Origin of the sequence: Stenotrophomonas sp. SAM-B (genome assembly GCF_013387485.1) — a bacterium.
Lineage (GTDB): Bacteria > Pseudomonadota > Gammaproteobacteria > Xanthomonadales > Xanthomonadaceae > Stenotrophomonas > Stenotrophomonas maltophilia_AA.
Map to the genome: position 1 here is coordinate 1 of NZ_JABBXB010000005.1, position 26034 is coordinate 26034.

The 26034-nt window shown below is 67.9% G+C and carries 26 protein-coding genes and 1 pseudogene; 18 read left to right on the top strand and 9 right to left on the bottom strand.

What is annotated here, in order from left to right; all coding sequences use genetic code 11:
* Window positions 1–111 (top strand): annotated as a pseudogene (locus HH110_RS12115) (IS110 family transposase); the annotation flags it as partial.
* Window positions 112–191: 80 nt separating this feature from the next.
* Here the strand turns inward: HH110_RS12115 and HH110_RS12120 are convergent.
* The 3 genes from HH110_RS12120 to HH110_RS12130 all read right to left on the bottom strand — a co-directional run bounded on the left by HH110_RS12120 (window position 192) and on the right by HH110_RS12130 (window position 3523).
* On the bottom strand, window positions 192–728 hold the full coding sequence (locus HH110_RS12120; protein WP_176989913.1) for a GNAT family N-acetyltransferase: 537 nt from the start codon (window positions 726–728) through the stop codon (window positions 192–194).
* Window positions 729–743: 15 nt separating this feature from the next.
* Entirely contained in the window at window positions 744–2888 is a 2145-nt protein-coding gene (gene rlmKL, locus HH110_RS12125) for a bifunctional 23S rRNA (guanine(2069)-N(7))-methyltransferase RlmK/23S rRNA (guanine(2445)-N(2))-methyltransferase RlmL (RefSeq protein WP_123729701.1), read from the bottom strand.
* Window positions 2889–2995: 107 nt separating this feature from the next.
* Window positions 2996–3523 (bottom strand): hypothetical protein, encoded by a 528-nt coding sequence (locus tag HH110_RS12130; RefSeq protein ID WP_176989914.1) that lies wholly within the window; start codon window positions 3521–3523, stop codon window positions 2996–2998.
* 57 nt (window positions 3524–3580) lie between these two features.
* Here HH110_RS12130 and HH110_RS12135 point away from each other — a divergent pair, with 57 nt between their 5' ends.
* Complete coding sequence (locus HH110_RS12135) at window positions 3581–4150, top strand: N-acetylmuramoyl-L-alanine amidase (RefSeq protein ID WP_176989915.1); 570 nt, start codon at window positions 3581–3583, stop codon at window positions 4148–4150.
* Window positions 4151–4217: 67 nt separating this feature from the next.
* Here HH110_RS12135 and HH110_RS12140 read toward each other — a convergent pair whose 3' ends face one another.
* From HH110_RS12140 to HH110_RS12150, 3 genes are all read right to left on the bottom strand, one after another.
* Window positions 4218–5108, bottom strand: coding sequence for a sulfurtransferase (locus HH110_RS12140; protein ID WP_176989916.1), 891 nt, complete (start codon window positions 5106–5108; stop codon window positions 4218–4220).
* Window positions 5105–5908, bottom strand: coding sequence for a CoA pyrophosphatase (locus HH110_RS12145; protein WP_176989917.1), 804 nt, complete (start codon window positions 5906–5908; stop codon window positions 5105–5107). Before HH110_RS12145 ends, HH110_RS12140 begins: the two co-directional genes overlap by 4 nt.
* Window positions 5909–5995: 87 nt before the next feature.
* Window positions 5996–6697, bottom strand: coding sequence for an FKBP-type peptidyl-prolyl cis-trans isomerase (locus HH110_RS12150; protein WP_176989918.1), 702 nt, complete (start codon window positions 6695–6697; stop codon window positions 5996–5998).
* A gap of 167 nt (window positions 6698–6864) precedes the next feature.
* On the opposite strand from HH110_RS12150, the gene HH110_RS12155 reads away from it, so the two are divergent.
* The 16 genes from HH110_RS12155 (at window position 6865) to rnt (ending at window position 20523) form a co-directional block, all read left to right on the top strand.
* Window positions 6865–7647 carry an enoyl-CoA hydratase-related protein gene (locus tag HH110_RS12155; protein WP_176989919.1) on the top strand — a complete coding sequence of 261 codons (783 nt, stop codon included), beginning with the start codon at window positions 6865–6867 and terminating at the stop codon, window positions 7645–7647.
* A gap of 3 nt (window positions 7648–7650) precedes the next feature.
* Window positions 7651–8013 (top strand): hypothetical protein, encoded by a 363-nt coding sequence (locus HH110_RS12160; protein WP_176989920.1) that lies wholly within the window; start codon window positions 7651–7653, stop codon window positions 8011–8013.
* Window positions 8013–8687, top strand: a complete 675-nt coding sequence (gene nth, locus HH110_RS12165; protein WP_176989921.1) for an endonuclease III — start codon at window positions 8013–8015, stop codon at window positions 8685–8687. The genes HH110_RS12160 and nth overlap by 1 nt, the downstream gene beginning before the upstream one ends.
* Window positions 8688–8866: 179 nt before the next feature.
* Window positions 8867–10078, top strand: coding sequence for an OprO/OprP family phosphate-selective porin (locus tag HH110_RS12170; RefSeq protein ID WP_176989922.1), 1212 nt, complete (start codon window positions 8867–8869; stop codon window positions 10076–10078).
* A gap of 102 nt (window positions 10079–10180) precedes the next feature.
* Window positions 10181–10960 (top strand): hypothetical protein, encoded by a 780-nt coding sequence (locus HH110_RS12175; protein WP_176989923.1) that lies wholly within the window; start codon window positions 10181–10183, stop codon window positions 10958–10960.
* Between the two features lie 123 nt (window positions 10961–11083).
* The gene (gene pstS, locus HH110_RS12180) at window positions 11084–12103 is read left to right on the top strand and encodes a phosphate ABC transporter substrate-binding protein PstS (RefSeq protein ID WP_070471808.1); all 1020 of its coding nucleotides are present in this window, start codon (window positions 11084–11086) and stop codon (window positions 12101–12103) included.
* Window positions 12104–12414: 311 nt separating this feature from the next.
* Window positions 12415–13506, top strand: coding sequence for a phosphate ABC transporter substrate-binding protein PstS (gene pstS, locus HH110_RS12185; RefSeq protein ID WP_176989924.1), 1092 nt, complete (start codon window positions 12415–12417; stop codon window positions 13504–13506).
* Between the two features lie 134 nt (window positions 13507–13640).
* Window positions 13641–14609: a phosphate ABC transporter permease subunit PstC gene (pstC, locus tag HH110_RS12190; RefSeq protein ID WP_176989925.1), complete on the top strand. Its 969-nt coding sequence runs from the start codon at window positions 13641–13643 to the stop codon at window positions 14607–14609.
* Window positions 14609–15475, top strand: coding sequence for a phosphate ABC transporter permease PstA (gene pstA / locus HH110_RS12195; RefSeq protein ID WP_176989926.1), 867 nt, complete (start codon window positions 14609–14611; stop codon window positions 15473–15475). Before pstC ends, pstA begins: the two co-directional genes overlap by 1 nt.
* A gap of 19 nt (window positions 15476–15494) precedes the next feature.
* On the top strand, window positions 15495–16325 hold the full coding sequence (gene pstB, locus HH110_RS12200) for a phosphate ABC transporter ATP-binding protein PstB (RefSeq protein WP_176990126.1): 831 nt from the start codon (window positions 15495–15497) through the stop codon (window positions 16323–16325).
* Between the two features lie 65 nt (window positions 16326–16390).
* Complete coding sequence (phoU, locus tag HH110_RS12205; protein ID WP_176989927.1) at window positions 16391–17098, top strand: phosphate signaling complex protein PhoU; 708 nt, start codon at window positions 16391–16393, stop codon at window positions 17096–17098.
* A 215-nt stretch (window positions 17099–17313) separates the two neighbouring features.
* Entirely contained in the window at window positions 17314–17688 is a 375-nt protein-coding gene (locus HH110_RS12210; RefSeq protein ID WP_176989928.1) for a hypothetical protein, read from the top strand.
* Window positions 17675–18547: a DUF692 family multinuclear iron-containing protein gene (locus HH110_RS12215; protein ID WP_176989929.1), complete on the top strand. Its 873-nt coding sequence runs from the start codon at window positions 17675–17677 to the stop codon at window positions 18545–18547. The genes HH110_RS12210 and HH110_RS12215 overlap by 14 nt, the downstream gene beginning before the upstream one ends.
* Window positions 18540–19295: a DUF2063 domain-containing protein gene (locus HH110_RS12220; protein WP_176989930.1), complete on the top strand. Its 756-nt coding sequence runs from the start codon at window positions 18540–18542 to the stop codon at window positions 19293–19295. The genes HH110_RS12215 and HH110_RS12220 overlap by 8 nt, the downstream gene beginning before the upstream one ends.
* A 24-nt stretch (window positions 19296–19319) precedes the next feature.
* Window positions 19320–19826, top strand: coding sequence for a DoxX family protein (locus HH110_RS12225; protein WP_176989931.1), 507 nt, complete (start codon window positions 19320–19322; stop codon window positions 19824–19826).
* Between the two features lie 112 nt (window positions 19827–19938).
* Entirely contained in the window at window positions 19939–20523 is a 585-nt protein-coding gene (gene rnt / locus HH110_RS12230; protein WP_176990127.1) for a ribonuclease T, read from the top strand.
* A gap of 79 nt (window positions 20524–20602) precedes the next feature.
* Here rnt and HH110_RS12235 read toward each other — a convergent pair whose 3' ends face one another.
* The 3 genes from HH110_RS12235 to HH110_RS12245 form a co-directional block, all read right to left on the bottom strand.
* On the bottom strand, window positions 20603–23542 hold the full coding sequence (locus tag HH110_RS12235) for a ligand-binding sensor domain-containing diguanylate cyclase (protein WP_176990128.1): 2940 nt from the start codon (window positions 23540–23542) through the stop codon (window positions 20603–20605).
* A 242-nt stretch (window positions 23543–23784) separates the two neighbouring features.
* Entirely contained in the window at window positions 23785–25203 is a 1419-nt protein-coding gene (locus HH110_RS12240) for a cell wall metabolism sensor histidine kinase WalK (protein ID WP_176989932.1), read from the bottom strand.
* On the bottom strand, window positions 25200–25928 hold the full coding sequence (locus tag HH110_RS12245) for a response regulator (RefSeq protein ID WP_176989933.1): 729 nt from the start codon (window positions 25926–25928) through the stop codon (window positions 25200–25202). The genes HH110_RS12240 and HH110_RS12245 overlap by 4 nt, the downstream gene beginning before the upstream one ends.
* Between the last annotated feature and the right edge of the window lie 106 nt (window positions 25929–26034).

Sequence of the window (26034 nt, forward strand, 5' to 3'; positions counted from 1 at the left end):
AAAGCCAAAGGCAAGGCGAGCAAGGTGGCGCTGGTAGCGGTCATGCGCAAGATGCTGGTCATCCTCAACGCCCGCAAGCGGGACGCCGAGGCCGCGTTGGTCTGCACCTGATAAGACAGTTGCTACCTTCACGTCGATTCCTGCGGTGCACCCGCCGCCCCCCAGGTGCGTAGCCGCATCGCGATCGCCGCTCAGGGCACCAGTGAGAACATGTGCGCTGCGGCAGGACGGTCGTCGATGACCAGTCGGTTGCGCGCCACGCCCTCGCGCAGGGCGCCGGACTTCACCGCCACCCGTTCGCTGGCGAGGTTGCCCACGGCCACGACGATCTCCACCCGATGCAGGCCCAGCGGGCCGAATGCCTGGACGGCCAGCGCCTGCACGACGCGGGGCGCGACACCCTGGCCGCGACACGCCTGCCGGACCCAGTACCCCAGGTTGCAGAACCGGGGGTCGTCCTGGATCTTGTTCAGTCCCGCGCCGCCAACGAAGGCGGCGGTGTCACGGTCGAATACCCCGTACTCGCAGGCCGTGCCTGCCGCCCAGCCGTCCCGGCAGGCCTGGAACCACTGCAGCGCCTGCTCGACGCTGTAGTCGACCGAGCTCCACGGCATCCAGCGCCGCATACCCTCGGCCGATTCACGCACCGCCGCTGCGAACGCGGCGGCGTCGGCATCCTCGAACGGCCGCAGCAGCAGTCCGTCGGCGTGGAGGTGGCTGTCGTCCATGTCAGCCCCTTCCCGTCAGGCGCCGTAGCGGCGCAGTTCCCACGCGCGGTGGATGCGCGGGTTGCGTTCGAAGTCCGCACCGATGGTCTCGGGCGAAATCTCCTTGCACTCCGCGAATTCCTTGATCGCTTCGTCGTCCAGCTTGAAGCGGCGGAAGTTGTTGGAGAAATACAGCACGCCTTCCGGGCTCAGGCGCGCCACGGCCGCGCGCAGCAGGCGCACGTGTTCGCGCTGGATGTCGAAATCATCGGCGCGGGCCGAGTTGGAGAACGTCGGCGGATCGCAGAAGATCACGTCGAAGCGGTGACGCTCCGCCTCCAGCCACGCCAGGGCGTCGGCCTGGATCAACTGGTGCTGGCTGCCACCCTTGCCGTTCAAGGCCAGGTTGTCGGCGCACCACTGCAGGTAGGTACCGGACAGATCCACGCTGGTGGTGGTCGCGGCACCGGCCACGGCGGCCTGCACCGAGGCGACGCCGGTGTAGCAGAACAGGTTGAGGAAACGCTTGCCCTGGGCTTCCTGTGCCATGTGCCAGCGCAGCGGGCGATGGTCCAGGAACAGGCCGGTATCCAGATAGTCGAACAGGTTCACGCGCAGCAGGGCATCGTTCTCGCGCACCAGCACGAACTCGCCGCGCTGCTCGAAACGACCGTACTTGCTGCCGCCCTTGCCACGCTCGCGCGACTTCAGCGCGACCTGCTCGGCCGGCACCTGGAAGACCTCACGCGCGGCCGACAGCAGCTCGTTGCGACGACGACGCACATCGACATCCGGAATGGTCGCCGGGGCCGCGTACTCCTGCACATGCAGGAAGGTACGGCGGGCACCGCCATCTTCTTCGTAGACATCGATGGCGGCCGCGTACTCGGGCAGATCGGCATCGTAGACGCGGTAGCAGGTGATGCTCTCGCGCGTCCGCCACGTCTTGAACTTCTTGATGTTCTTGCGCAGGCGGTTGGCCACCATCTGCGCGCCTTCGCTGAGCTCGCGCGGCTGGCCGGTGTTCTCGCGCTGCGGCACCGCGATCGGGTCGCAGACGATCAGCGCGCACTCGATGGCGCCGTTGAACAGCTGGTACTTCTTGTTGGCGCGCAGGCCGGTGGCGAAGGCCAGGTCGGCGCTGCCGCACAGCAGGCTGGCACGCCACTGCGGCACCGCGCGCTTGAGCGCGTCGCCGAGGCGGCGGTACAGCAGGGCATCGGCGGCCAGGCGCTCGTCGTAGGGCGGATTGCAGACCACGCAGCCGGTTTCCTGCAGCGGCACCTGCACATCGGCCACGTCGCGCACGCCGAACCAGATTGCGTGCGAGACACCGGCGGTCTCGGCGTTTTCCTTGGCTGCGCGGATCGCATGCGGATCGATGTCGCTGCCGTGGATGACCTGCTTGAGCGCACCGCGGCCGGCTTCCTCGCGCGTGCGCGCTTCGGCCATCAAGGTGTTCCAGCTCTCGCGGTCAAAGCCCAGCCAGCGGCTTGGCGGAATGCTGCCGTGGCGCTGCAGGCCCGGGGCGACGTCGGCGGCCATCAGCGCGCCTTCGATCAGCAGCGTGCCGCTGCCGCACATCGGGTCGAGCAGGCCACCGCCTTCACTGTGGATCTTCGGCCAGTTGGCGCGCAGCAGCACGGCAGCGGCCAGGTTTTCCTTCAGCGGCGCCTCGTTCTGCGCCATGCGCCAGCCGCGGCGATGCATCGGGCCACCGCCCAGATCGATCGAGATCGTGGCCCGGCCCTTGCGCAGCGACAGGTTGATCCGCACGTCCGGGAACTCCACGTTCACCGACGGCCGTTCCAGGCCCTGCGCGCGCAGGCTGTCGACCACGCCATCCTTGACCCGCTGCGCGGCGAAGCGCGCGTGGGTGATCTCGGTACCGGACACATGCGCGTCCACCGACAGGGTCAGCTCGGGGCTGATGTGCTGCTCCCACGCCATCGCCGACACGCCCTGGTAGAGCGAGCCCTCGTCCGGGCACTCGAACTCGGCCAGCGGCCACAGCACCCGGCTGGCCAGGCGCGACCACAGCACCACGCGCTGTGCCTGCGCCAGCTCGCCCTCGGCGTTGACGCCGGAAATGGTGGCGGTGGCCTTGTCCAGGCCGAGCGCCAACAGTTCGTCGGCGAGCAGATACTCCAGGCCCTTGGCGCAGGAAACAAAGAATTTCACGGAATCGGTATCGCAGGTCAGCGGAGAGGGGGTGCCCACGGGCACGGCAAGCAGCCGGGCACGGAGCCCAGGTGGCCATTGTACGTGACGTGGGCGGGATCGCCCGGTTACAGCGAGGCCAGCAATTCCTCGAACGCCCGGCAGGAGGCCTCGACGTGGTCGGTCAGCCGGTGCCCGTCATCCACCATCAGCAGGCGCGCCGAGCGGGCCTGGGCCCAGGCGATCACCTCGGCCGGCGGGATCAGCTCGTCGTGCCAGGCATGCACCACGCTGGTCGGCACGCGGGCCGCGTCCAGGGCCGGCATCGGCCCCATCCGGGTCGGCGGCACCATCAGGAACAGGCCACGGACCGGCACCTGCAGCGAGGCGATGGCTGAAATGTAAGACCCCAGGCTGGAGCCGGCCAACACCACCGGGCCCTCGGCGGCACGGGTGGCGGCGAGGGTGACCAGGCGCTGCAGGCGGGCCCGCACGTCGCCCAGGCTGCTGACCTCGCGCTGGGCGTCCAGGTCGGTGTAGTCGGGGCGCTCGTGGGTCCAGCCCAGGCGTTCGGCCACGTCCGCCAGGGCGGTCACCTTGATCGCGTCGGGGCCGCTTTCAAAGCCGTGGGAGAGGATGCAGTGGCCGCGGCTCATGCGCGTACCGCGCGGGAATCGATAGGAGCGTTCATGCCCAAATGCTAGCATCGCCGCATGCCCGACCGCGCCCCGCCCGCCATCGATGCACAGCCCCTGCCCTACCAGGACAGGCTGCTGCCGCGCACGCACGACGACATCGATCTGGTGGTCATCCACTGCACCGAACTGCCTGACCTGGCCATGGCGCGCGCCTACGGCGAACGGGTGCTGTATGAAAGCGGCACCGGCAACAGCGGCCACTACTACATCGACCGCGACGGACGCATCGTCCAGTACGTGGCGCTGGACCGCGTCGCGCATCAGGTCAGCGGCTTCAATCCGCGCTCGATCGGCATCGAACTGGTCAACACCGGGCGTTACCCGCACTGGTGGGATTCCCGGCACCAGGCGATGGACGAGCCCTACCCCGATGTGCAGATCGCGGCCCTGATCGATCTGCTGCAGCATCTGTGCGGGACGCTACCGGCGCTGACACATATCGCCGGCCATGAGTGGCTGGATACGCGCGAGGAAGTGGCCAGCGATGATCCGGAGCGGCGCGTGCCACGCAAGCGCGATCCGGGTCCGTTGTTCCCGTGGCCGCGTGTGCTGGCGGCAGTGCCGTTGCAGGAACTGCGTGGCTGAGAGGGTGTGCCGACCAACGGTCGGCACCTACCGCGCCATTGGCCGTGGCCGTCATCGTGGCCCGTGATCAGCCGGTGGCGACGGGACGCGACGTGTCGCTGACCCAGCCACTCCACGAATCCGCATAGATCCGCGCACCTTCCAGGCCCGCGACGTCCATCGCCAGCAGCAGGTGGCAGGCGGTGACGCCGGAGCCGCACATCAACACCACCTCGTCCGGCGCGTGGGTGCCGATCAGCGGCTGCAGCGCCGCGCGCAGATCGTCCGCAGGGCGCAACCGCCCGTCGTGCACGTTCAACGCGAAGGGACGATTCACCGCGCCGGGCACGTGGCCGGCGACCGGATCCAACGGTTCCACTTCGCCACGGAAGCGTTCACCGGCCCGCGCATCGATCAGCCAGCCCGGCGCGTGCTTCAATCGCGCCTGCACCTCCTCCACCGAGGCGATCCGGCTGCGGTCGAAACGACCGGGGTACGGCGGCAACGGGGACACCTGCGGCAGCGCCGCCGTCACCGGCAAACCAGCCGCCTGCCAGGCGGCGAAGCCACCATCGAGCACCTGCACGTGCGTATGTCCGATCAGCCGCAGCAGCCACCACAGGCGCGCGGCGGCCATGCTGCCGTCGCCGGCGTCGTAGACCACGACCCGGGTCTGCGGCCCGATGCCCCACTCGCCCAGGCGCGCGGCGAACGCATCGCTGTCCGGCAGCGGGTGACGGCCATGGCCGGTGCGGCCGAGATCGGACAGATCCCGGTTGAGATCGGCGTACAGCGCACCGGGCAGATGGCCCAGTGCATACAACTGCGCGCCGGACTGCGGGTCGGCGAGCGAGAAACGCGCATCCACCACCTTCAGCGGCGGGGCGGCACTGGCCGTCGCCCGTGCATCCATCAGGCGCGTGGCGCCCTCCTCCAGGGCCTTTGCGAGGGCGGTGACATCGATCAGTGGCGTGGTCATGCGGTCTGCTCCAGGCGGCGACGCAGGTTGTAGAGAATGGCGGCGGTCGCGCCCCAGATCCGCTGCCCGGGCCAGCCGTATTCGAGCACGTGGCGGATGCGCCCGCGATGGTCGATCTCGACGTGGTGCAGGTTGGCCGGATCCATCAGGTAGGACAGCGGCACTTCGAAGACTTCCGCGACCTCCCCCGGTTCGGGTACGGCCACGAACGCGGGATCGATCACCGCCACCACCGGCATGACCCGATAGCCGGTGATGGTCACGAACGGGTCGAGATACCCGAGCACCTGCACCTGGTCGTGCTTGAGCGCGATTTCCTCGTCGCTCTCGCGGATCGCGGCCGCCACGGCGTCACGGTCGTCCGGCTCCATGCGGCCGCCGGGGAAGCCGACCTGCCCCCCATGGTGGCGCAGCGTGTCGGTACGCCGGGTCAGCAGCACTTGGGCGCCACCCTCGCGCGGAATGATGCCCGCCAGCACGGCTGCTTCGACCGGCGGGCCGGGCGGCAGGAGATCGATGAGTTCGCTGCGGTTCCAGCCATCGCCCTGCGGCGGCTGGTCCAGCGGATGCAGCGCGCGCAGCAGGCGTTCGTGCTCGGCCAGCGAACCGCACAGCGATTGACGCAGTTGTTCGCGCAGGGGCAGCGTGTGCTGCATGACGTGATGCTGTTCGGGTCGGCTCATGATTCGCCAGCGGGTGATCTCATCCACGGTGCGCAGGCAGCCCGTGCAGATACCGGCGCGATCCAGTGCGCAGATTCCGATGCAGGGAGTGGGCGCGGCATGCGGGGATTCTTCCATCGATTGGACCGCTCAACAGTAGCGCGAATGCACGGAAACGAAAAACGCGCCGGTGTTTCCACCGGCGCGTTCTTGATGTTGCAGAAATTACTTGACGCTGACGAGCTTGATTTCGAACTGCACCGCAACGTTCGGCGGGAACGGCGTGCGCGGATCGGCACCATAGGCCTGTTCCGGCGGCAGCGTCACTTCCCACTTGGAGCCGGCCGGCATCTGCAGCAGGGCTTCACGCATGGCCTTCATTTCGACTTCGCTGACCTTGATGCCCGGGATCTGCTGGGCCGGGCGCGCTTCGGCCGGACGGGTGCCGAACGGATACGGACCGGCCACTTCCAGCTGCACGGTGCTGGCCTGGGTCGGCTTGGCACCCTTGCCTGCTTCGATCACGCGGTACTGCACGCCGCTCGGAAGCGACTGCACGCCGGCCTTGGCCTTGTTGGCGGCCAGGAACTGGGTGCTCTTGGTCTTGTTCTCGGCGGCAGCCTTGTCGTACTCGGCCTTGGCGGCCTGCGCACGACCCTGCTCACGCTTCTGGAAGGCTTCGACGGCGGGCTTCAACTGCTCGGCCGTGATCGACGGCTGCTTCTTGGCGTAGGCATCCTGCAGGCCCTTCACCACCGAGTTGATGTCCAGCTGCTCGCCGCGTGCGGTGAGTTCAGCCAGGTTGTTACCGTAGTCGTAACCGAAGTAATAGCTCAGCTTGCCCTTTTCGGACGAGGTGTCCTGGGCGAAGGCATTGCCCGTCAGGGCCAGGGCCGCGACGGCGACCGCGATAGAACGCAACTTCATCAAACTTTTCTCCAGGGGTGGTAACTCAGGACGCGTTGGGCCGCCCTGAGGCGACGGGTTAGGATAGCCGCCGCAACGTTGAACCGCCACTAACGACGGAGGCTCTGACCTGACTTCGTTTCAAGAGTTCAACATCACTATTTTTTAACGTTTTCAGGAGTCCTGCCGTGGCCGACGCCCTTATCGCGATTATGGACGATGGTGCCGTACGCACCGTGACGGTCAACCGCCCGGACAAGCTCAACGCTCTCGACCGGGCCACGCTGGAAGCCTTGGATGCCGCCTTCGCCGCGGCCGCCTCCGATGAGGACGTGCGGGTGGTGGTCCTGACCGGCGCCGGTCCCAAGGCGTTCGTTGCCGGGGCCGACATCGCCGAAATGAACGGCCTGAGCGCGGTTCAGGGTCGTGATTTCTCGCTGCTGGGCCAGGGGTTGATGCGGCGCATCGAGCGGATGCCCAAGCCGGTCATCGGCAAAATCAATGGATTCGCGCTGGGTGGCGGGCTGGAGCTGGCCATGGCCTGCCACCTGCGGGTGGCCGCCGAGACCGCCAGACTCGGCCAGCCGGAGATCAACCTGGGACTGATTCCGGGCTTCGGTGGCAGCCAGCGCCTGCTGCGTCTGTGTGGCCGCGCCGCCGCGCTGGAGCTGTGCCTGCTCGGCGCCCCGATCACCGCCGCCCGCGCCGCGCAGGTCGGGATCGTCAACGAGGTCGTCCCGGCCGCCGATCTGGATGCCCGCGTCCACGCACTGGCGTCGCAGCTTGCCTCGGCCGCGCCCTTGGCGCTGCGCGGCATCCTGGATGCCATCCACATCGGCGGCGAGTGCGCGCTGGGCGAAGGTCTGGAATACGAGAGCGCGCAGTTCGGCCTGATGTTCGCCACTGAGGACATGCGCGAAGGCACCAGCGCCTTCCTCGCGCGCCGCCCGCCGGTGTTCCAGAACCGCTGAGCCATGTCGCCTTCCGATACCGCTTCGCCAGCGCAGCTGCTGGCACTCGTGCTTGACGATCACTGGGACGCCGCGCTTGCGGCCGGCCTGATGGACTACGTCCCGCAGCCGGGCGACGAGCACCTGCTGGCCGACCATCCCGATCTGCCACAGCGCCTCCAGCACGCACAGCAGCAGCTGCAGCGCGCCTGGGATGCACGCGAACGCTACCGCCAACGCGGGCAGCGGCTCGCCCGCCGCGCCGCCGAACGGGAGGCGCGCCGCGCGCCACCTCCCACACCCGACATCCAGAAACCCGCCCTGCCCTCGGCCGCCGCCGCGATTCTCGCGCGCGCCAAGGCGAAGGCGGCCGGGCGTTTTCCCTGATGACCACGATGAAGAAAACCGCCGCACGCAGCGCGCGCATGCCCAAGGCCGATGTGATCGAAATGTTCACCCGCCTGCGCGAACTCAACCCGCACCCCAGGACCGAACTGGAGTACAGCTCACCCTTCGAACTGCTGGTGGCGGTGGCGCTGTCGGCGCAGGCCACCGACGTCGGGGTCAACAAGGCCACGCGCAAGCTGTTTCCTGTTGCCAACACGCCGCAGGCGATCCTCGACCTCGGCGAGGAGGGCTTGAAGAAGTACATCGCCACCATCGGCCTGTACAACGCCAAGGCAAAGAACGTGATCGCCGCCTGCGCGATGCTGGTCAACCAGCACGGCGGCGAGGTGCCGCGCGATCGCGCCGCACTCGAGGCATTGCCCGGCGTTGGGCGCAAAACCGCCAACGTGGTGCTCAACACCGCGTTCGGTGAACCCGTGATGGCGGTCGACACGCACATCTTCCGCGTCTCCAACCGGACCGGCCTGGCGCCGGGCAAGGACGTGCGCGCGGTGGAGGACCTGCTGGTCAAGGTGATCCCCGCCGAGTTCCTGCTCGATGCGCATCACTGGCTGATCCTGCACGGCCGCTACGTGTGCAAGGCACGCAAGCCGGACTGCCCGCAGTGCGTGATCCGCGACCTGTGCCGGTTCAAGGAAAAGACCGCCGCCTGAACGGGGGCGCGATTGCCATCTGGACGCAACCCGGCGGTCATCTCCGCCGGGCATAAATGGCAGCCCCTGACGCCGCTTGGGATACGGCAGATGACGGTTTGTCTGAAACTGTCACATTTACGCAATCTTCACTAATTAGCCTGCGCAGCATCTTCCCACCTGCCTGCAAGGCTCCTTCCATGAAACTGCATCGCCAACTTCTTACTGCGGCCGTGGCGGCTGCGCTGTTCGTTCCGGCCGCTCACGCTGAAGTGGCCATCGATGTGATCGGCGGTTCGGAAATCACGTTCGAGGGCCTGGTCCAGGCCGACGGCAACTGGTTCGACAACGATGTGACCGACCTCAATGGCGGCGACGCCGGCAACGGCAAGAACAGCGAGTTCGAGCTGCGCCGCGCCGAGCTGGTGCTCAAGGGCAAGGGCCCGGGCAACGTGGAATGGGTGGTGGGCTACGACGCCAAAGCCGACAAGTTCCTGGACACCAACCTGAAGTACAAGCTGGCCGGCAACGCCAACCACTTCGTGCAGTTCGGCCAGTTCAAGCAGCCCAACAGCCTGGAAGAACTGTCCAGCACCAAGAACAACGACTTCATCTCCAAGGCCGCGGTCACCAACACCTATGCAGTGGCCCGCCGCCTCGGTGGCGCCTACAGCATCGGCGACAACAACTGGTCGGTCACCGCCAGCGCCTTCGGCCGCGAACTGACCCGCAACCTGGCCCACGGCAGCGGCTACGGCGCGCGTGGTACCTGGGCCCCGATCAATGACAAGGGCCAGGTCCTGCACTTCGGCCTGAGCTACGTCGACTACGACACCGATGCGGACACCCTGCGCGTGCGCGCCCGTCCGAACGCCGACCTGGCCACCGCGCGCCTGGTCGACAGCGGCAACCTGGTCGACACCGACCGCGTCAGCACGATCGGCGCCGAAGCGATGTACATCGGCGGCCCGTTCAAGGCCCAGGCCGAGTACTACACCAGCAAGGCCAAGCGTTACACCCGCGACAACTACAGCAGCGACGGCTACTACGTCAGCGGCCTGTGGAACATCACCGGCGAAACCTGGGGCTACAAGGGCGGCACCCCGACCACCGGCCTGCCGGACGAGCCGGGCCGCGGCATGTGGCAGCTGGGCGCGCGTTACGACCACATGGACCTCAACGACGGCAACCTGTCGGCGAATCCGGTGGCCGGTCGCCCGCCGATCGTCGATGGCGTGCTCGGCGGCAAGATGGACATCTGGACCGTGGGCGTGAACTACTACTGGCGCTCCAACACCAAGTTCGCACTGAACTACGTGATGGTGGACAGCAAGAAGTACAGCTCCACCGCCCGTACGTTCGTCAACGACGATCCGAACATCCTCGAAGCGCGCCTGCAGTTCTTCTGGTAAGCCCTGCAACACGCGTGTGACACAAAGGCGCAGCTTCGGCTGCGCCTTTTTTCGTGCCCGTGCGCGGGTATGCTGGGCGCCCTTTGCCCATGGATGGACCCGATGCGTATCGCACTCCCGCTGTTGCTGGCCGTCGCGTGCAGTGCCGCCACCCTGCCCGCCCACGCGCAGGACTGCCACGACGCCCAGGCCGCCGCGGAGGAGGCGTACGTGGTGCGGGCGGACGGCGCGCTGCCCGATCGCCTCGGCTACACCCGTGACACGGCCGCCAGCGTCTGCCGGCGCTGGCCCGCGCGCCCCGAGCTGACCCTGCTGGCCACGCCCGTCTGGCGCGACGGTGGCGACAACGACGCCCGCGATGGCGATGTGGAGGTGCTGGTGATCGATTCCGACACCCTCGCCACGCGCGCATGGACGGTGCTGTCCGGCGCACTCGACAGCGATGCGGTCTTCTTCGACGGCATGCACCTGGATACCGCGCGCTACCAGCTCGCGCCGGACACCCTCGCGTTCGGCCTGCGCGTGCAGCGGCGCAATGGCTCCGGGCCCAATCCTTTCAGCGAAGAACAGGTGCAGCTGCTGGCGGTGCAGGCAGACACGCTGCGCACGCTCGGCTCACCGATGGTGCTGCGTCGTTTCCAGGCCGAGTGGGACACCCGCTGCGCCGGTGAATCCACCGACGTGACGCGCACCGTGGCGGTCGGCCCGCAAGGCAAGCACGGCTTGGCCGACCTCGTCCTGCGCGAGCGCCGGGTCACCACGCACAGCTGGATGGACGGCGACACCTGCCGCGACCAGGACACGCCGGTGGAAGGCGAGCGCCATGTGCTGCGCTTCGACGGCCGCCGCTACGCGGTCCCGGAGGCGTTGCAGCCGTTGTGACACCCCGCCCGGAAGCCGTGTCACGAGGTGGTCATATGACAGTCGCTGCGCTGTCATCGAACCGTTATGGAATGAGCACCGGGCGGGACACCCCGCACCTTCATCCATCCCAGGAGCCACCCCGTGATCCACGCCTTCAAGTCGCGCGCCGCCGTTGCCGTCCTCGCCGCGTCGTCCGTGTTCGCCGCCAATGCCGCCGATGTGACCGGCGCGGGCGCCTCGTTCATCTACCCGGTCATGTCCAAGTGGTCGGCCGACTACAGCACCGCGACCGGCAAGAAGGTCAACTACCAGTCCATCGGTTCCGGTGGCGGCATCGCCCAGATCAAGGCCGCGACCGTTGATTTCGGCTCCTCCGATGCCCCGCTGAAGCCGGAAGAGCTGGCGGCAGCCGGCCTGGCCCAGTTCCCGTCGGTCATCGGCGGCGTGGTCCCGGTGATCAACGTGGCGGGCATCGCGCCGGGCGCGCTGAAGCTGGATGGCCCGACCCTGGGCAACATCTTCCTCGGCAAGATCAAGACCTGGAACGACCCGGCGATCGCCGCGCTGAACCCGGGCGTCAAGCTGCCGGACGGCAAGATCACCGTCGTGCACCGCTCGGACGGTTCGGGCACTACCTTCAACTTCGTCAACTACCTCTCCAAGGTCAACCCGGAGTGGAAGACCAAGGTCGGTGAAGGTACGTCGGTCCAGTGGCCGGTCGGCATCGGCGGCAAGGGCAACGAAGGCGTCGCTGCCTACGTGAAGCAGATCAAGGGCGGCATCGGCTACGTCGAACTGTCCTACGCGCTGCAGAACAAGATGTCCTACGCCGCGATGAAGAACGCCTCGGGCAAGATCGTGCTGCCGAGCGACACCTCCTTCGCCGCCGCTGCCGCCAGCGCCGACTGGGCCAGCGCGAAGGACTTCTACCTGGTCATGACCAACGCCCCGGGCGCGGATGCGTGGCCGATCACCGCCACCAACTTCATCCTGGTCCGCAAGCAGCCCAAGAACGTCGCCAACGCCAAGGCTACTCAGGAGTTCTTCCGCTGGATCTACAAGAGCGGCGATGCCCAGGCCAAGCAGCTCGACTACGTCCCGCTGCCGGACACCCTGGTCAAGCAGATCGAGACCTACTGGTCGCAGAACCTGAAGTACTGATCGATCGACGGCGTCACCACTCGCGGTGGTGACCTACCGGTAGGTACCGACCGTTGGTCGGTACGCGTCGCCCCCGACGCAACCCACCGGACAGTGCAATGGCGCCGGAGGGTCCTCTCTCCCCCTTCCGGCGCCATCGGGCGCGGACCGCAAGGCTCCGCGCCTTTTTATTGCCTGCCCCTGCGAGCCCGGCCCTTGTGCCGCAAGGCTTTGCGTGCGCCCGGTCACGGCGTCATCAAGCTGTAACAAAAACATCATTTCATAGTCGCGTCGCCGGAAAGACCGGCCCTTGTCCCGCTATGGAGTGACGCATGAAACTGCACACGGCCAGCATCGCCGCCCTTTCCCTGGCCATCGCGCTGGGTCTTTCCGCCTGCAAGCCGGGCGCTGAAGGCCAAGCCGCCGCGCCGGCCACCGACGCGCCCGCCGCCGCCCCCGCCGCGGGCGACCGCCTCACCGCCGAAATTTCCGGTGCCGGTGCCTCCTTCATCTTCCCGCTGGTGTCCAAGTGGTCGGCCGACTACAACACCGCCACCGGCGCCAAGATCAACTACCAGTCGATCGGCTCGGGTGGCGGCATCGCCCAGATCAAGGCCGGCACCGTTGATTTCGGTTCCTCCGACAAGCCGCTGAGCAGCGAAGAGCTGGCCCAGGCCGGCCTCGGCCAGTTCCCGTCGGCGATCGGCGGCGTGGTCCCGGTGGTCAACATCGACGGCCTGGAAGCCGGCAAGCTGCGCCTCAGCGGCGCCCTGCTGGCCGACATCTTCTTGGGCAAGGTCAAGACCTGGAACGACCCGGCCATCGTCGCCGCCAACCCGGGCGTCACACTGCCGGACGGCAAGATCACCCTGGTCCACCGTTCGGACGGTTCGGGCACCACCTTCAACTTCTCCAACTACCTCTCCAAGGTCAGCCCGGACTGGAAGAGCAAGGTCGGCGAAGGCACCTCGGTGCAGTGGCCGGACGGCGTGGGTGGCAAGGGCAATGAAGGCGTGGCCTCGTACGTGAAGCAGATCAAGGGCTCGATCGGCTACGTCGAGCTGGCCTACGCGCTGCAGAACGGCATGCCTTATGCCTCGATGCAGAACGCTGCCGGCAACTGGGTGCAGCCGAGCGCGGAAACCTTCGCCGCTGCCGCCGCCAGCGCCGACTGGGCCAGCGCCAAGGACTTCAACCTGGTCATCACCAATGCCCCGGGCGACCAGGCATGGCCGATCACCGCCACCAACTTCATGCTGATGCACAAGCAGCCCAAGGATGCCCAGCGCAGCAAGGACACCCTGGCGTTCTTCAAGTGGGCTTTCGAGAAGGGCCAGGCCCAGGCCAACGAACTGCACTACGTGCCGCTGCCGGCCGAGCTGGTCACCCAGATCGAAGCGTACTGGACCAGCGAGTTCAAGTGAAAAAGGCAGGCCCGCGCGCGGCGCGGGCCTGACCGATCGTAGTGCCGGGCGCTGCCCGGCCGCACCACGCTCCGAACGTGATGCCGGGCAACGCCCGGCACTACCTCTTCTCTTTTCGGGCCCCCGCCTCAGCCATGAATGCCATCGCCCAGCCTGTTCCCGCACCGTCCCTCCGCGACCTGCGTGATGCCCGCAACGACAAACTGTTCCGCTGGGTCCTGATCGCCACCGTCATCCTGGTGCTGGTCGCCCTGGCCTGCGCCGCGCTCTCGATGCTGTGGGGCGGCCGCCATGCCCTGCAGGAGCAGGGCCTGAGCTTCTTCTATTCGTCCGAATGGAATCCGGTCGAGAACAAATTCGGTGCCCTCGCACCGATCTACGGCACCCTGGTCACCGCACTGATCGCGATGGTCATCGCCGTGCCGGTGAGCTTCGGTATCGCCTTCTTCCTGACCGAAGTCGCCCCGCGCTGGCTGCGTGGCCCGGTCGGTACCGCCATCGAACTGCTGGCCGGTATCCCCTCGATCATCTACGGCATGTGGGGCCTGTTCGTGCTGGTCCCGGTGATGACCGAGTACGTCACTCCGTTCCTCAACGATCACCTCGGCACGATGCCGATCATCGGCCCGCTGTTCCAGGGTCCGCCGCTGGGCATCGGCGTGCTCACCGCCGGCTTCGTGCTGGCGATCATGGTGATCCCCTTCATTTCCTCGGTGATGCGCGAGGTGTTCCTCACCGTGCCGACCCGCCTGAAGGAATCGGCCTATGCGCTGGGCTCCACCAAGTGGGAAGTGAGCTGGGACATCGTGCTGCCCTACACCCGCTCGGCGGTGATCGGCGGCATCTTCCTCGGCCTCGGCCGCGCCCTGGGTGAAACCATGGCGGTGGCCTTCGTGATCGGCAACAGCGTGCGCCTGTCGCCGTCGCTGCTCGAGCCGGGCACCACGATTGCCGCGCTGATCGCCAACGACTTCGGCGAAGCCACTGAAACCTACCGCTCGGCCCTGCTGCTGCTCGGCTTCGTGCTGTTCATCGTGACCTTCGTGGTGCTGGCGATCGCCCGCCTGATGCTGATGCGCCTGGCCCGCAAGGAGGGCAACTGATGTCCACCGCCAACGCCCAACCGCTGTACCTGCGCCGCCGCATCGTCAACGTGGTCGCGCTGCTGATGTCCTGCCTGACCGCACTGTTCGGCCTGTTCTTCCTCGGCTGGATCCTGTGGACGCTGGCCTCCAAGGGCCTGGCCGGGATCAACCTGGACCTGTTCACCAAGATGACACCGCCGCCGATGCAGGACGGCGGCCTGGCCAATGCCTTCTTCGGCAGCGCGGTGATGTGCGGCCTGGCCATCGCCATCGGTACGCCGCTCGGCGTGCTGGCCGGCACCTGGCTGGCCGAGTACGGCAACTTCCGCAAGGCCGGCACGGTGGTCCGCTTCGTCAACGACATCCTGCTCTCGGCACCGTCGATCGTGCTGGGCCTGTTCGTCTACACCCTGTACGTGATGCAGACCGGTGGTCAGTTCTCGGCCTTCGCCGGTGCGCTTTCGCTGGCCTTCATCGTCCTTCCGGTCGTGGTGCGTACCACCGATGAAATGCTGCGCCTGGTGCCGTCGCAGATGCGCGAAGCGGCCCTGTCGCTGGGCATCCCGCAGTGGAAGGTGACGGTGCAGGTGCTGTACCGCAGCGCCGCCGCCGGCATCGTCACCGGCATCCTGCTGGCGCTGGCCCGCATCTCCGGCGAAACCGCCCCGCTGCTGTTCACCGCCTTCGGCAACCAGTACTGGAACAGCAACGTGTTCCAGCCGATGGCCTCGGTGCCGGTGGTGATGAACCAGTTCGCCGGCAGCCCCTATGAATCCTGGCAGGTGCTGGCCTGGGCCGGCGCGCTGGTGCTGACCGTGTTCGTGCTGCTGGTCAGCCTTTCCGCGCGCGGCATCCTGCTGCGCAACCGTATCTCCCATGACTGACCTTTCCACGGACATCGCCATGAACGATCTCTCCAACGCCGTGCCGATGCAGCGCATCGTGGTCCCGGCTTCGCATGAAAGCCTGCAGACCCCGGCGCCGATCAAGCTGGCCGCTCGCGGGCTGGATTTCTACTACGACAAGTTCCATGCACTGAAGGGCATCGACCTGGAGATTCCGGAAAAGCGCGTGACCGCGCTGATCGGTCCGTCCGGGTGCGGCAAGTCCACCCTGCTGCGCATCTTCAACCGCATCTACGCGCTGTATCCCAAGCTGGAAGCGCGTGGTGAAGTGATGCTGGACGGGGAGAACATCCTCTCGCCGAAGTACCCGATGAACCGCCTGCGCAGCAAGGTCGGCATGGTGTTCCAGAAGCCGGTGCCGTTCCCGATGACCATCTTCGAGAACGTGGCCTACGGCATCCGTCACCACGAAAAGCTCTCCAAGTCGGAGATGACCGATCGCGTCGAGCAGGCCCTGCGCCAGGGCGCGCTGTGGGACGAGGTGAAGGACAAGCTCAACCAGAGCGCGCTGGGCCTGTCCGGCGGCCAGCAGCAGCGCCTGTGCATCGCCCGCGCCGTGGCCCTGCGCCCGGACGTGCTGCTGCTCGACGAGCCGACCTCCGCATTGGATCCGATCTCCACCAGCCGCATCGAGCAGCTGGTCGAGGAGCTCAAGCACGATTACACCATCGTGATCGTGACCCACAACATGCAGCAGGCCGCGCGCGTCTCCGATTACACCGCCTTCATGTACCTGGGCGACCTGATCGAGCACGACCGCACCGAAGTGATCTTCTCGCAGCCCACCAAGCAGCAGACCGAGGATTACATCACCGGTCGTTTCGGTTGATCGGTGCTGTCCCCTCACCAACTGTCCCAGCCAGGCGCGGCCTGGCTCTACCCGGATCGCAGACCATGAATCTTCCCAACGACCACATCGTCAAGAGCTACGACGAAGAACAGCAGCGCCTGGTGGCCGAGATCGTGCGCATGGGCGAGATGGCCGTCGCCCAGCTGGAGGCGTCCATGGACGTCATCGAGAAGCGCGACGAGAACGCCGCCCAGCGCATCATCGCCAACGACGAGGCCATCGACCAGCTTGAGCAGCAGATCAGCCACGACGTCATGCGGCTGGCGCTGCGTGGGCCGATGGCGCGCGACCTGCGCGAGATCCTGGCCGGCCTGCGCATTCCGGCCGACATCGAACGCATCGGCGATTACGCCGCCAACGTGGCCAAGCGCTCGATCGCGCTGAGCAAGGTGCCACCGCTGCCGCAGATCCAGGGCCTGCGTGCGCTGGGCCGCCTGGCCGCCCAGCAGGTGCGCCGCGCCATCGAAGCCTACCGCGACAACGACGCCGCCGCGGCGCTGGAACTGCGCGACGACGACGCCCGCCTGGACGCGCAGTACACCGCGCTGTTCCGCGAGCTGCTGACCTACATGATGGAAGACCCGCGCAACATCACCCCGTGCACCCACCTGCTGTTCATGGCCAAGAACCTGGAGCGCGTGGGCGACCATGCCACCAACATCGCCGAGAACGTCTGGTTCCTGGTGCATGGCGAGCAGGTACTGCCGCCGCGCGAGAAGCGCGACGAGACCAGCAGTACCGATCACGTCTGAGGTCTGCCTGAAGCGCAGGAAGAAGAAGCCGCTGCCTCCGGGTGGCGGTTTTTTTTTGCCTTGCTGTTGCGTTGCCATGATGGCAATCCCCCACACTTCACGAAACGTTGAATCCTGTGTGAGGATTCGATGAGTCGGGTCGGTCCACCATGGCCGCACCTGCTGCCCCCACGCAGCCATCCCGGGCCCCGGCCCATTCCAAGGAGATCCACCCGATGAGCACACCCACCCGTTCGCTGTCCCTGTTGGCGGCCACTGCGCTGGCCGCAGGCCTGGGGGTCACCGCCTCGGCATCCGCGTTGAGCATGACCGAGCTGGCCCAGGGCTATCTGGTGGTTGGCCAGGCGGCGACGAAGGCCGCCGAGGGCAAATGTGGCGAAGGCAAGTGCGGTGCGCACGGCGGCAAGGCCGGGACGGAGGCGGGCGACAAGGCCGCAACGACCGGTGCCAAGGCCGCCGAAGGCAAGTCTGGGGAAGGCAAGTGCGGCGCCGACAAAGCGAAGGCCACCGGCACCAAGGCCAAGGCCGCGGGCGACACGAAGACGGCGGAAGGCAAGTGCGGCGAAGGCAAGTGCGGTGCCAAGCACTGACGCGCTGGCCACTGGCCTGGACCGGTCGTCGCTGCCTGCGGCGGCGACCGGCCTTGGTCTGCGCCGGGCCCTGCTGCAGGACCTGCGCGATGCGCCCGCCGGCGATGTCGACTTCCTCGAGTGCGCCCCGGAAAACTGGATCGGCGTCGGCGGGCCGGCCGGCGACGCGCTCGCCGAACTGGCCACGCGCTACCCGCTGACCTGCCACGGGCTGTCGCTCTCACTGGGCAGCACCGCGCCGCTGGATACCGTGCTGCTGGAACAGGTAGGACGCTTCCTGGACCGGCACAACGTGCCGCTCTACAGCGAACACCTGAGCTACTGCAGCGATGAAGGCCACCTCTACGACCTCCTGCCGCTCCCCTTCACCGATGAGGCGGTACGCCACACCGCGGCGCGCATCGCCCGCGTGCAGGACGCGCTCGGCAGGCGCATCGCGGTGGAAAACGTGTCCTATTACCTCGCCCCGGAACCGGCCATGGACGAACTGGCGTTCACCAACGCGGTGCTGGCGGAGGCCGACTGCGACCTGCTGCTGGACGTCAACAACGTCTACGTCAACGCCTGCAACCATGGTTACGACGCCGACACGTTCATCGCCGGGCTTCCTGCCGCGCGCATCGTCTGCCTGCATGTCGCCGGCCATCTGGACGAAGCACCCGACCTGAAGATCGACACCCACGGCAGCGCGGTGATCGACCCGGTCTGGGACCTGCTCGCCCGCACCTATGCGCGCATCGGCGCGCGCCCGACCCTGCTGGAACGCGATTTCAATTTCCCCCCGTACGCCGAACTGCGCGGCGAACTGCATACCATCCGCCGCCTGATGGCCGCCCATGCCGGAGCCGGGCATGACTGACGCCCCTTCGCACCTGCACGCGCAGCAGAGGGCGTTCACCGCGCACCTGCGCGACCCGGACCATGTCGCCGCACCCGCCGGACTGGACGCACGCCGGCTGGGGATCTACCAGCGGCTGGTGTTCAACAGCGTGCTGGGACTGCTTGGGACCGGCTTCCCGGTCTGCGTGCGACTGCTTGGCGAGGCGGCGTGGTCCACGTTGATCCGGCAGTTCTTCGCCCGACACCCCGCGCAGACCCCGTTGTTCACCGCACTGGCCGCCGAGTTCGTGCAGTGGTTGCAGCAACAGCCCGCGCTGCCGCACCCGGCACTGGCCGAACTGGCCCACTACGAGTGGGTGGAAACGGCCCTGTACCAGCTCGACGCGCAGCCCCTGCCGCCCTCCCCCGGCCTGGACCCGATGTCCGCGGCGCTGCAGCGTTCGCCGCTGGCCTGGCCGCTGCTCTATCACTGGCCGGTGCACCGGCTGGGCGCCGAGGATGCACCAGAGCATGCAGATACCGGTCCTACCGGGCTGCTGGTCCGGCGCGATCCCGATGGCCAGGTCCGCTTCGCCACGATCAGCCCGATGGCCGCGCAACTGCTGGAGCGGATCGGCCAGCATCCCGGCCACAGCGGCGCCACCTACCTTCAGCATCTCGCCGAGGCACACGGCCTGGCGGTCGATGTGCTGCTCCTGCCCGGCGCCGCCCTGCTGCGCCAATTCCATGGCAACGGGGTGATAGGCCCCGCCGCGCACGTTTCCTGATCCCTCCCCAACGGAATCTCCCCGATGAAGTCACCTCACCTGGTCGCGCTGCGCGACCGGCTGGACCGTGTTGCCCCGTGGTTCGCCCCGCTCGGCCTGCGCCTGCTGATGGGCTGGGAGTATTTCGAATCGGGTCGCGAAAAACTGCGCGGCCAGAACTGGTTCGAGGACCTGCAGCAGGCCTTCCCGTTTCCGTTCGACCAGTTGCCGGCGGCCCTCAACTGGCACCTCGCCACCTGGTTCGAGCTGGTTGGCGCGGCCTGCCTGCTGCTCGGGCTGGGCACCCGCTTGGCGGCCAGCAGCCTGCTGGTGCTGACCGTGGTCGCCACTGCCGCCGTGCACTGGCCGATGCACTGGGAGGGCCTGGGCGAGCTGGCGATGGGCTATGCCATCACCGACCAGGGCTTCGGCAACTTCAAACTGCCACTGCTGTTCATGGCCATGCTGCTGCCCCTCGCCCTGCAGGGCGCCGGCCCGCTGAGCCTGGACCACCTGCTGCGCCGCCGCGCACGCACGCCTGCCTTCGCCTGAGCACGAGGGGGCGTACAGGGCGCTCTGCTAAACTGGCGCAATGACTGACGACCTCCCCCGCTCCGACGCGCCGGCTGCTGCCGACGCACTGCCCGCTGCTGCGCAGCGCTTGATGGCAACCCGCTTCCGGGGCTTCCTGCCGGTGGCGGTGGATGTGGAGACCGGCGGATTCGACTCTGATCGCCACGCGCTGCTGGAGATCGCCGCCGTTCCGATCGAGATGGACGAAAACGGCCTGCTCTATCCCGGGCAGACCGCCAGCGCCCACGTGGTGCCGGCCGAGGGGCTGGAGATCGATCCCAAGTCGCTGGAGATCACCGGCATCATCCTGGACCACCCGTTCCGCCTGGCCAAGGTCGAGCGCGATGCGCTGGACCACATCTTCACCCCGATCCGCGCCGCGATGAAAAAGTACGGCTGCCAGCGCGCGATCCTGGTCGGGCACAACGCCCACTTCGACCTGGGCTTCGTCAACGCGGCGGTCAACCGCACCGGCCACAAGCGCAACCCGTTCCACCCCTTCAGCGTGTTCGACACGGTCACCCTGGGCGGTATCGCCTATGGCCAGACCGTGCTGGCGCGCGCGGCGACGGCGGCCGGCCTGGGCTGGGATGCCGATGAAGCGCACAGCGCGGTGTACGACACCGAACAGACCGCAAAGCTGTTCTGCAAAGTCGCCAACAGCTGGCCGCGCTAACCGCGTCCGGCAGTGAGCTGACGCGCCGGACAGCATCCCGCACGAGCGGACAGGCCGCGCATCGCGGGGCCCCGCGGGCTCAGCCGATGCTGGTCCTGTCCCTGCCTTCGCTTTTCGCGCGGTATAGCGCGCGGTCGGCGCGCTGGTAGAGCAGCATCGGGGTGCGATCGGCGGCATCGAGTTCGACCAGGCCGGCGCTGAAGGTGACCTTCAGGCCCGGAATCCCCGCCCAGTCCGGATGATCGTGGAACAGCCCGCGCAGGCGCGCGCAGACCTGCGCCGCTTCGTCCAGGCGGGTGTCGTTGAGCAGCAGCGCGAACTCCTCGCCGCCGGTCCGCGCCGGCATGTCCGAGTCGCGGCAGGCCGAGGCCAGCAGGCGCGCCACTTCGACCAGCACCACGTCGCCCACCGAGTGACTGTGCCGGTCGTTCACTTCCTTGAAGTGATCGATGTCCAGCACCACCAGGCACAGCGGGTGGCGGCTGCGCTGCGAACGGGCGAAGTCACGCGCCAGCGCTTCGTCGAAGGCACGCCGGTTCGGCAACCCGGTCAGCGCGTCTTCGCGCGCCTGCCGTTCGAATGCCTCGGCCTGCACCGCCAGGCGATCGGCCAGTTCGGTCTTCTCCTGGTTCAGCGCCTGCAGGTTGACCGTCTGCGTCTGCAGATCCAGCGTGGCTTCCTTCACCATCCGCGCCAACCGCACGTTGCTGGTCTTGTAGCGGTTGATCAGGTAGCGGTACAGCGCGACCAGGCCGGCCAGCAGCAGCAGCGCGGCGATCAGCTGCACGCTGTGGCGCTGCCACAGGAACGGCTCCACCGTGAACTCCCAGACCGCCTCGCTGTCGCTCCAGACACCGCCGGGGTGCGCGGCCGAGACGTGCAGCGTGTAATCGCCCGGCGGCAGGCCGATGAACTCCACGCTGCGCTGCTGGCCGCGTTCGATCCAGCCCTTGTCCAGGCCCTCCAGGCGGGTGCGGTAGCGGATGCGCTCGGAGAGCAGATAGCTCAGCCCGACGTAGCTCACGCTCAGCCGGCGCCCGCCGGGAATCGAATTGTGATTGCTCCCCTGCCAATGCAGGGGCGCCCCGTCGACCTGCACGTTCTCGATCACCGCCGGCGGCGCCAGGCGCTCGCGGAAGCGCTGCAGGCGCAGTGGATCGACCGTGCTCAGGCCACCGGCGGTGACCACCCAGAAGGTGCCGTCCTGGCGCAGGATCGCCGACGGACCGGAGCTGCCGTTGGCCTGCGAGTTGGCCATGCCGTCGATCTCGTTGTAATGCTCCACCTCCACCCGCGCGGCGCGGCCATCGGCGACGGCGTTGAGCATCGTCATGTCGGTGCGCAGCACGCCACGGTTGCTGCTGACCCAGACGTTGCCGACCCGGTCGGGCACCAGCTGGAACACCGTATCCACCGGCATGCCCTGCTCCAGGCCGACCCGCGCGAGCTGGCCTTCCTGGTAGCGGTACAGGCCGCGATCGGTGCTGACCCACATCGCATCGCCGATCTGCTGGAACCCGAACACACTGCGGCCACCGCCCAACGGCTGCAGATCGATGGACTGCACCCGCCCCCCCCGCAGCACCCGGATGCCTTCGATGGTGCCGATCCACAGTGCGCCGTCGTCGTCATGCGCCAGTGCGGTGATCAGCCCGCCGGGCATGCCCGGGATCGCCGGCTGCTCGGCCCTGCCGGCCTCGATGCGGACCACGCCCTTCTGCGTGCCGGCCCAGACCACGCCGTCGCGGTCGATGCTGATCGCACGGATGTTGCCGCCCGGCAGCCCTTCGGCCGTGCCGTAGCCACGCAGGCGCTGGCCCTGTTCGTTGATCCGGAAGATGCCGTCGCCGAAGGTGCCTACCCACAGCGTCCCTTCGCGGTCCTGGGCCAGGCTCAGCACCGAAGGACTCTTGCCAACGTTGTTGCGCAACGGCACCGGACTGAAGTGGCCCTGCGCGTCGCGCCGGTCCAGGCCACTGGCGCTGCCGATCCAGAGCTGGCGCTGGCGATCCTCGAACACCGTCCGCACGTAGTCGCCGCTGAGGCCGTCGCGCTCGGTGAAGCTGCTGAACAGCGTCTCGCGCAGCCGGTACAGCCCGCCGTTGGCGCCGACCCAGATGCTGCCCTCGGCATCTTCGCGCAGGCTGACCACGCGCCCGCCCGGCAGTGAGAGCCCCGTCGGCAGCCGCTCCAGGCCATGCCGCGACAACCGCAGCAGACCTTGATTCTCGGTGCCCAGCCAGAGGTCGCCATGGCGGTCCTGCAGCATCGCCGTGATGTGGGTCACGCCGGGCAGGCGGTGCTGCAGCAGCGGCACCCCGTCCTGCATGCGGTAGATGCGCTCGCCGGCCACCACCCACATCACCCCGTCGGGCCCCCGGTATGGCCAGACCAGGCCACGCCCCAGACCCCAGCTGTCCGGCGCGCGGCGCAGCACGCCGTCGGTATCGCGCACCACCAGCCCGTCGAGGGTGCCGACCCAGACCCGGTCCTGCGCATCCACCACCAGCTTGGTGAAACTCAGCGCCATCGGCACGTCGGCGGGCGGTGGCTGGTAGTCGATGACGCCCTCCGGCCCGAGGCTGGCGATGCCCTTGCCTTCATACAGCAGCCACAGGCGTCCATGGCTGTCCATCTGCATGGCCTGGATCAGCACCTGCGGGGTGTCGGCACGGTGCTCCCAGACCTGCCAGCGGCCGTCCGTCCCACGCCGGGTCACGTTGCCGCGCGAGTCACTGATCCACAGTGCGCCGCTGCGGTCCACCAGCAGCGCGCCCACGCCGTTGTCGCGCAGACCGGGCGTGGTGCTGCGGTCGAACACGGTGAAATCCAGGCCGTTGTAACGGACCAGGCCCTCCCAGGTGGCGAACCAGAGATGCCCTTCGGGGGTCTGGGCGATGTCGCGCAGGGAGTTGTGCGGCAGCCCGTTGCGCGAGGTCCAGACATCGATGGCGTAATCGCGCAGCGGCGGCGGACCATCCTGCGCCGACAGCGTCCAGGGCACCGCGCACAGCAGCATCAGCCACAGCGCTGCGGCCTGCAGCGTCGGCAGGCGCGGGAACCCTGGTTGTACCGGCCGCCACCGGCTCCTGCCCCCCCGATCGCTCATCCGTGTGGATCAGCCCTGGGCAGGCGCCGTGCGCATGGGGGGGACGGCCGTGCACCAGCGCGGAGGCTGGCAGAGTCGTACGCTCTCATGGGGGAGACGCTGGAAAGAGATGCCCATAGTAGGCAAATCCTTGCGTTTTGGGGGAGCCGGCGTCAGCTCCCGCGGGGTCCCGATGGCACCCGCGCCGGCGACGTCCAGCGCACGATCGCCTCCAGCCCGCCCTGGGGATGGTTGCGCAGGTGCAGGGTCGCGCCGTCCTTTTCGGCCAAGGCGCGGGCGATGGTGAGGCCCAACCCGGCCCCCCCGGTCTGGCGCGAGCGCGAGGTCTCCAGCCGCACGAACGGGTCGAACACCGCTTCCAGTTCGTCCTCGGCCAGGCCCGGGCCGCTGTCGCGGATGCGCACCTCCACGTCCTGCCCGACCTGCTTCACCCGCACGCGCGCGGTCTGGCCGTACATCACCGCGTTGTCGACCAGGTTGGAGAACAGGCGGTGCATGGCCAGCGGGCGCAGCATAAGCACCGCCCCGCTCGGCTGCTCGAAATGGACATCGGCCCCGGCCTCGGCGGCATCTTCGACGATGCTCTCCAACAGCGAATCCAGGTCCAGCGCGGCGCGCTGCTCGGCGCTTTCGGCGCTGCGGGCCAGCTCCAGGCCTTCGCGGATCAGCGCCTGCATCGCACCGAGATCGCCGATCAGGCGCTCGCGCAGCGCCTCGTCGGTGACGTTCTCCAGGCGCAGGCGCAGGCGGGTTACCGGTGTCTGCAGGTCGTGGGTGATCGCCGCCAGCATCTGGGTGCGCTCACCGAGATGGCGCTGCAGGCGCTTCTGCATGGCGTTGAAGGCTTCGGCCGCCCGGCGCACCTCGAACGGCCCGGTCACCGGCATCGGCGCGCCCTGCAGGTCATCGCCCAGCGCGGCGGCGGCATCGGCCAGGCGCTGCAGCGGTGCACTGGCCATCCGCGCCACGATGTAGGCCAGGATCGCGATCGCCACCACCAGCAGGGTCAGGAACAGCGGGTCCACGGCGAGCACGCCGTTGTGCGCGACCGCCGGGGAATCCAGCGCCAGCCGCAGGGGCGTGCCGTCGGTCAGCTGCAGGGTCACCACGCGGCACTTGGGCGGAATGAACGCCGGGTCGCGCTCGCGCGGCGGGTGCCGCATCTTGTCCTTGTCGCGCGGGGGGCGCGGCAGCAGTTCCGGCAGCCGCGGCAGGCAGGAGCGGAACGAGGTGAAGGCGACCTGGCTGCTCGCCACCGGACCGGGCCGGTCGTCAAGGATCTCCATCAACGCCGCATCGGGCCGGCCGATGCGCGCGCCTTCCGGCAGTTGCCGCACACTCGGCCCGCCACTGGTGAGCAGGCGCTGGCGCAGCTCCGGATTGCCATCGAGCAGGTTCACGAACCCCTGCAGGCGATCCGCGATGCGGTTGAGGTTCTGCCGTTCGAATTCCTGCTGGCGCTTGGTACTGGCCAGCATGGTCGCGCCGATCGCCGCCACGCTCATGCCCAGCAGCAGGATGACGAACAGCCGCCCCACCATCGAGGAAAAGAAGTGGCGCAGGCGTTTCATTCCAGGGTGACTGCCGCAGCGAGCACGTAGCCTTCATTGCGCACGGTCTTGATCAGCCCGTCGCTGCCGCCGTCATCGGCGAGCTTGTTGCGCAGGCGGCTGACCTGCAGGTCGATCGCACGGTCCTGCGACTCGTAGTTGCGACCGCTGCTCAGCGAAACCAGCTGCTCGCGCGAGAGCACCTTGTTGGCATGCCCGACGAACACCCGCAGCAGGCGGAACTCGGCGCCGGACAACACCACCACGCGCCCATCCGGATCGACCAGGTGGCGGTGTTCCAGGTCGAACACCCAGCTGGCGAAGCGCGCGCGGCGGATCGCCAGCGGCTCCAGGTTGGCCGGCAATGCTTCGGTACGGCGCAGCACGTTGCGGATGCGTGCGAGCAGCTCGCGCGGCTCGAACGGCTTGGCCAGGTAATCGTCGGCGCCCATCTCCAGGCCCAGCACGCGGTCGATCGGCTCGCTGCGTGCGGTCAACATGATCACCGGCGTGCTCGAGCGCGCGCGCAGGTCGCGGCACAGGGTCAGGCCGTCTTCGCGGGGCAGGTTGAGGTCGAGCACGATCAGGTCCACATGCTCGCGCTCCAGCAGCTGGCGCATGCCGTGGCCATCGCTGGCGGTGCTCACCAGGTAACCGGCGCGGCCGAGCTGCTCGGCGAGCAGCTGGCGGATATCGTTGTCGTCATCGACGATCAGCAGTCTGTGCATGCTGTTGGCAGTCTCCATGCGGCGATCATCCCCTGTCGGGAGCTGAACCGCATCTCCTGGTTTGCGTACATCTGTTTCAAAGGGCGATGCGGATACACAACGAAACGTGTCGTGCGCCGCAGAG

Bases quoted from the DNA above. Each gene is read 5' to 3' on its own strand.
- HH110_RS12120 (WP_176989913.1), bottom strand. From the start codon at position 728: ATGGACGACAGCCACCTCCACGCCGACGGACTGCTGCTGCGGCCGTTC.
- HH110_RS12130 (WP_176989914.1), bottom strand. From the start codon at position 3,523: ATGAGCCGCGGCCACTGCATCCTCTCCCACGGCTTTGAAAGCGGCCCC.
- HH110_RS12135 (WP_176989915.1), top strand. From the start codon at position 3,581: ATGCCCGACCGCGCCCCGCCCGCCATCGATGCACAGCCCCTGCCCTAC.
- HH110_RS12140 (WP_176989916.1), bottom strand. From the start codon at position 5,108: ATGACCACGCCACTGATCGATGTCACCGCCCTCGCAAAGGCCCTGGAG.
- HH110_RS12145 (WP_176989917.1), bottom strand. From the start codon at position 5,908: ATGGAAGAATCCCCGCATGCCGCGCCCACTCCCTGCATCGGAATCTGC.
- HH110_RS12150 (WP_176989918.1), bottom strand. From the start codon at position 6,697: ATGAAGTTGCGTTCTATCGCGGTCGCCGTCGCGGCCCTGGCCCTGACG.
- HH110_RS12160 (WP_176989920.1), top strand. From the start codon at position 7,651: ATGTCGCCTTCCGATACCGCTTCGCCAGCGCAGCTGCTGGCACTCGTG.
- nth (WP_176989921.1), top strand. From the start codon at position 8,013: ATGACCACGATGAAGAAAACCGCCGCACGCAGCGCGCGCATGCCCAAG.
- HH110_RS12170 (WP_176989922.1), top strand. From the start codon at position 8,867: ATGAAACTGCATCGCCAACTTCTTACTGCGGCCGTGGCGGCTGCGCTG.
- HH110_RS12175 (WP_176989923.1), top strand. From the start codon at position 10,181: ATGCGTATCGCACTCCCGCTGTTGCTGGCCGTCGCGTGCAGTGCCGCC.
- pstS (WP_176989924.1), top strand. From the start codon at position 12,415: ATGAAACTGCACACGGCCAGCATCGCCGCCCTTTCCCTGGCCATCGCG.
- pstC (WP_176989925.1), top strand. From the start codon at position 13,641: ATGAATGCCATCGCCCAGCCTGTTCCCGCACCGTCCCTCCGCGACCTG.
- pstA (WP_176989926.1), top strand. From the start codon at position 14,609: ATGTCCACCGCCAACGCCCAACCGCTGTACCTGCGCCGCCGCATCGTC.
- pstB (WP_176990126.1), top strand. From the start codon at position 15,495: ATGAACGATCTCTCCAACGCCGTGCCGATGCAGCGCATCGTGGTCCCG.
- phoU (WP_176989927.1), top strand. From the start codon at position 16,391: ATGAATCTTCCCAACGACCACATCGTCAAGAGCTACGACGAAGAACAG.
- HH110_RS12210 (WP_176989928.1), top strand. From the start codon at position 17,314: ATGAGCACACCCACCCGTTCGCTGTCCCTGTTGGCGGCCACTGCGCTG.
- HH110_RS12220 (WP_176989930.1), top strand. From the start codon at position 18,540: ATGACTGACGCCCCTTCGCACCTGCACGCGCAGCAGAGGGCGTTCACC.
- HH110_RS12225 (WP_176989931.1), top strand. From the start codon at position 19,320: ATGAAGTCACCTCACCTGGTCGCGCTGCGCGACCGGCTGGACCGTGTT.
- rnt (WP_176990127.1), top strand. From the start codon at position 19,939: ATGGCAACCCGCTTCCGGGGCTTCCTGCCGGTGGCGGTGGATGTGGAG.
- HH110_RS12235 (WP_176990128.1), bottom strand. From the start codon at position 23,542: ATGCTGCTGTGCGCGGTGCCCTGGACGCTGTCGGCGCAGGATGGTCCG.
- HH110_RS12240 (WP_176989932.1), bottom strand. From the start codon at position 25,203: ATGAAACGCCTGCGCCACTTCTTTTCCTCGATGGTGGGGCGGCTGTTC.
- HH110_RS12245 (WP_176989933.1), bottom strand. From the start codon at position 25,928: ATGGAGACTGCCAACAGCATGCACAGACTGCTGATCGTCGATGACGAC.